This window comes from Rhodococcus sp. R1101 (assembly GCF_000278445.1).
In the GTDB taxonomy this organism is placed as follows: Bacteria; Actinomycetota; Actinomycetes; order Mycobacteriales; family Mycobacteriaceae; genus Rhodococcus; species Rhodococcus gordoniae.
Window position 1 is genome coordinate 1 of the sequence record NZ_AJVB01000291.1, and the last position, 4,712, is coordinate 4,712.

General features: G+C 70.8%; 5 protein-coding genes and 1 pseudogene. 2 read left to right on the top strand and 4 right to left on the bottom strand.

Annotated features, from left to right (window positions below; genetic code table 11):
• Positions 1–55 precede the first annotated feature (55 nt).
• Entirely contained in the window at positions 56–472 is a 417-nt protein-coding gene (locus tag R1101_RS0116150) for a PPOX class F420-dependent oxidoreductase (protein WP_016934418.1), read from the bottom strand.
• A 74-nt stretch (positions 473–546) separates the two neighbouring features.
• Between R1101_RS0116150 and R1101_RS0116155 the strand changes: the two genes are divergently transcribed.
• Together R1101_RS0116155 and R1101_RS0116160 are read left to right on the top strand one after the other, a co-directional pair.
• On the top strand, positions 547–1,311 hold the full coding sequence (locus tag R1101_RS0116155) for a precorrin-3B synthase (RefSeq protein ID WP_016934419.1): 765 nt from the start codon (positions 547–549) through the stop codon (positions 1,309–1,311).
• 85 nt (positions 1,312–1,396) lie between these two features.
• Entirely contained in the window at positions 1,397–2,860 is a 1,464-nt protein-coding gene (locus R1101_RS0116160; protein ID WP_016934420.1) for a dihydrolipoyl dehydrogenase family protein, read from the top strand.
• A gap of 223 nt (positions 2,861–3,083) precedes the next feature.
• Here the strand turns inward: R1101_RS0116160 and R1101_RS0116165 are convergent, their stop codons facing one another.
• The 3 genes and pseudogenes from R1101_RS0116165 to R1101_RS31060 form a co-directional block, all read right to left on the bottom strand.
• On the bottom strand, positions 3,084–3,635 hold the full coding sequence (locus tag R1101_RS0116165; RefSeq protein ID WP_016934421.1) for a PIN domain-containing protein: 552 nt from the start codon (positions 3,633–3,635) through the stop codon (positions 3,084–3,086).
• A gap of 1 nt (position 3,636) precedes the next feature.
• A complete protein-coding gene (locus R1101_RS0116170; protein ID WP_016934422.1) occupies positions 3,637–4,071 on the bottom strand; it encodes a helix-turn-helix domain-containing protein in 435 nt (144 codons plus the stop codon).
• Between the two features lie 518 nt (positions 4,072–4,589).
• Positions 4,590–4,712: pseudogene (locus R1101_RS31060) on the bottom strand (oxidoreductase); the annotation flags it as partial.

A 4,712-nucleotide genomic window follows, 5' to 3' on the forward strand; every position in this document is an offset into this window, starting at 1 on the left:
GCGAGGGCCACCGCGACCGCCTGGGACCGGTAGGTGTGAGAGCGGGCCACAGCGCCTACCGACCGGCGATCTCGTCGGCGGAGCCGAGCACACACGCCAGGCCCACGGTGCCGGTGCGGCCGCGGCGCAGCACACTCGCGCCGACGATCAGCCGGCCGAGCAGCCCGTACTTGCGGGCGATCACCGACCGCGCGTGCGCCGACCCGCCGGCGTCGAGCACCTCCCCGGTGCCGGGCACCGCCACCGACTTCGGGTTGCCGCGCGCGTCGCAGATCGCCAGGGACACCCGTCGATCTCGGCGCAGCCGCCGCACCTTGTAGGCATCGGCGACCGTCCACACCAGCAGCCGGTTCCCCTCGGGCGCCGCCCACACCGGGGTGCCCACCGCGCTGCCGTCCGTGCGGTAGGTGGTCAGCAGCACGAACGTGGCGGCGGCGAGGTCCGCGAATGTCGGGGGCGTCGAATCGGGCATGGATCCCACCCTACAAACCGCACCGTCCACCGGCGCCGCGCGTCCCGCGTCCGGCGCGTTCTACCCTGGCGGGCATGGCCGATACCGCTGTGGACGTGCACCTGCCCGCCGGGCACCTGACCTCTCCGCAGATACAGGTGCTCGCCGAGCTCGCCCACACCCACGGCGGCGGCGAACTGCATCTGACCGCCCACGCCCAGCTGCAGGTGCGCGGCGACCCTGCCGCCATCGCCGCAGCTCTCACTTCCGCCGGTCTGACCGTCGACGTGCCCACCCGCGCACGGCTTCTCGTCTCCCCGCTCAGCGGCCGTATCGGCGGGCACCGCGACCTGCGCGAGCTCACCGCCACCGTGGGGGCACGGATCGTCGAGCAGCCGGTGCCGGCCGGCACGGTGGTCGGGCTCGACGACGGCACCGGCGACATCGTCGCCCTCGCCCCCACCGTCGCGGTCCTCGCCCGCCCCGACGGCCGGTTCGCGGTGATCCGCGACGGCGCCGACACCGGGGTGCGCGTCGACCCCGCCGACGCCGCCGACGCGCTGCTCGACCCACCGACCGACCCCACCGGTGACCCGGAGCCGGTCCCGGCGGGGCCGCAACCACCGATCGGCTGGCTCGACCAGCCCGACGGGGCGGTCACCCTCGCCGGCGGCCTGCCCGGTGGGATCCTCCCCGCCCGCCTCGCGGAATTCCTTGCCGCCGTCGACCGTCCGGTGATCGTCACCCCGTGGCGGTCGGTGCTGCTGTGCGATCTGGACGAGTGGACCGCCGAGCAGGTGGTGCGGGTGCTCGCCCCCATGGGATTGGTGTTCGACGCCGACTCCCCGCACCTGCGCTGACCAGCCCCACACGGCGGACTTCGCGAACCGGACCGGTGCCACCGAACCCCCGCGCAGCGGCCGCATCCCCACCTACCGTGAAGCCATGACCGGTGCGACGGGGGAAACCGACACCTACGACGTGATCGTGCTCGGCGCCGGACCGGCCGGGGAGAACGCCGCCCGGTACGCCATCGCCGGCAGCGACCGCACCGCGGTGCTCGTCGAACACGAACTCGTCGGCGGTGAATGCTCCTACTGGGCGTGCATGCCCAGCAAGGCGCTGCTGCGTCCCACCCAGGTGCTCGCCACCGCCCGCAACATGCCCGGCGTCGCCGACAAGATCAGCGCCCACGGCGTCGAGGTGCCCGCCGTGCTGGCCCGTCGCGACGGCTTCACCCACCATCGCGACGACAGCTCCCAGGTCGACTGGGCCACGGGCGCGGGCATCGACGTCGTGCGCGGCCGCGGCTGCCTGACCGGCGAACGCACCGTCACCGTCACCGGCGGCGACGGGCCACGTCGTCTGCAGGCTCGGCACGCCGTCGTGCTGGCCACCGGCACCGTCCCGTCGATTCCGGACCTGCCCGGGCTGCGCGACGCCCGTCCGTGGACCTCCCGCGACGCGACGAACCTGCTCGAGGTCCCCCACCGGGTGCTGGTCGTGGGCGGCGGGGTCGTTGCCTGTGAAACCGTCACTTGGCTGCGGCAACTCGGCGCCGAGGAACTCACCGTCGCGGTGCGCGGCGACCGGCTGCTGCCGCGCGTCGAGCCGTTCGCCGCCGAACGCGTCGCCGACCGCATGGCCCACAAGGGCCTGAATGTGCGGTACCGCACCGAGATCCGCTCGGTGCAGCGCTCCGACGTCAAGGACACCGGCGTCGGCCGCATCCACGGCGGCCCCGCCACCGTCGAACTGTCCGACGGCAGCACCGTCGAGGTCGACGAGATCGTCGTCGCCGCCGGCCGCCGGCCCACCCTCGACGGGCTCGGTCTCGACACTGTGGGTCTGTCCGACGGGAAGGTGAGCGTCGCCGACGATCTGACCGTCGACGGGGTGGGCGGGCAGTGGCTCTACGCGGTCGGGGACATCGCCGGTCGCGCCGCGCTGACCCACATGGGCAAATACCAGGCGCGGGTGTGCGGGGACGTCATCGCCGCCCGCGCCGAGAACCGCCCCACCGACGGACCCCGGTTCCGGGCGAGCGCCGACCACGGGCAGATCCCGCAGGTGATCTTCACCGTCCCGGAGATCGCCGCGGTCGGCCGCACCGCCGACCAGGCCCGCGCCGACGGATTCGACGTCGAGGTCCTCGAGGCCGACCTCGATGTCGCCGGCGCCGCGCTGGCCCGCGACGACTACGCCGGGCACGCCGCGCTCGTCGTCGACCGGGCCACCGACACCCTCGTCGGCGCGACCTTCGTCGGCCAGGAGGTCGCCGAACTCGTCCACGCCGCCACCATCGCCCTGGTCGGCAAGGTGCCGCTGGGCACCCTGTGGCATGCGGTGCCGTCCTACCCCACCATCAGCGAAATCTGGCTGCGGCTGCTCGAATCCCGCCGCAGCTGAGCAGGCAAGTTGGGTCGATCGAGCACCTCGCCGGGTGTGGGGCAGTAGCCGACGGCAAAGCGTGCAGGTTCGTCCTCGAGACCGACCCGGTCCACCAGGATGCGTTGCACCGCCGTGCCGTCTCAGAACCTCGGTTCGCCCTCCGCAGTGGATCAACGCACCAGTTCAGGGTGTTCACAAGGTGGTCTCGGAACAACACGGTCGCGGGCGTGCATCGTGATCTTCAGCGGCGCAACGCTGCGGCGGAGATCGGTAAGCCCGCTGCGGCGAGGCGGTCGCATACGTCGGCCGGTGTACCGGGCGGGTTGCGCCACGCCGCGGCGGTAGCGCTGATCGCCTGGTGTACCCGCGCCCCGTCGAGCGTGAACAGATCCATGACGAACTCATCCGGGTGCAGGGCTTGGATGCCGAACTGGGCAAGTTCGGTATCGGGGAAATGACGCAGGTTCGCGGTGACGATCACCTGCGCGCTGCAGCGGATCGCCGCGGCAAGCACATGCCGGTCGTCCTCATCGGGCAGCCTCAACGCCGGAATGAGCACCTCGTACCCGGTGACCACACAGTCCGGCACCGCTCGGTTCATCAGCTCCCGCAGCCTGGCCAGGGTGTCGGTGGGGATGTCCGGTCGGTCGGCAGCGAGATTGCGGAACGTCTCGTCGAGAATCCGCTCGCTCCACCGTGCATGCACCAAACCGGTCTGGGCCAGGCGGATAAGGACGTCCCGCAGCACATTCGGGTACAGCACGTTCGCGTCGTAGAGGACGATGAAGGTCACGTCAGTAGAGTCCGAGGTCCTCGGACAGCGCGGCCAGCTCGTCCGCCGCCCCGCGCGCATCTCGCTGCTGGGTACGCCGGTACTCGAGAAGTGACGATGCCAGGATCCGGCGGTGCCGGCCCACGAGCCGGTAGCGGATGAGACCTCGGTCGAGGAGTTTGATCACGTGCGGGCGCGAGACGTTGAGCAGCTCGGCTGCCTGTTGGGTGGTCAGCTCGGCATGGGCGGGAACGACAGTCACTCCCTGGCCGGCAGCCATGTTGGCCAAGACGTCTTTGATCAGTTCCAGGGCCGCGCTCGGCAGATGCACGGACTCGGTTGTCCCCGCGACGGTGACGTCGACCGTGTCGGGACCGGGTTTGACGTCCCGCAGAGCGTTCAGTGCCTGTCGTGCCTGCTCCTGCTCCATGGCACTGGGACGTTCGATCGCGGACATCGCCCACCTCCTCCGAATGAAATATACGCAGCAAACGAAACAAACGCAAAATCGGTCGGTTTCGAACCGTGAGTTTGTCGCGGCGGAAGTAGGCGCTCGACCATGTCCTGGGGTAGACGGCCGTCCGACCGTCCTGCATGTCGGTCTCGTACAGCTGATCCGACCAGCACTTCGGTCGCCTCATGGATGGAATCCTGATCGGGCCCGGCTCGATGCAGCGCCGCGGGCCAAGATCTACCAGCGCAACGCTCGGGCCCGGGTCCCCGACGACCGGATCTGTGCCGACAAGGGCTGTACCGCCCGGCAATCGACAACAGCCCGTCTGCGCGAAGGCGACTCGGTCGACTCCGAATCGCGATCAGTCGGGCATGACCTACATTCCGGGATCAAGCCCGGGGTCGGCCACAGTTCATCGAACTCGTCTTCGAGCCACTCATTTCATGTCCCGAGCTCTCTACGCTACTGCTGGGCACGGAGCCGTCCTTGTCCGACGGCGCCGTGGCGGGTTACGGCAGGTGTCATCGCGGCATCCGCCGCCAGATCGCGCGCGGCAACAGTCGCATCCCGAAGAACACCGGCCGCAGCACCGCCGGCACCCACACCTCCCCGCGCCCGCGGTGCAGCGGCCGGTGTTCTTCGGG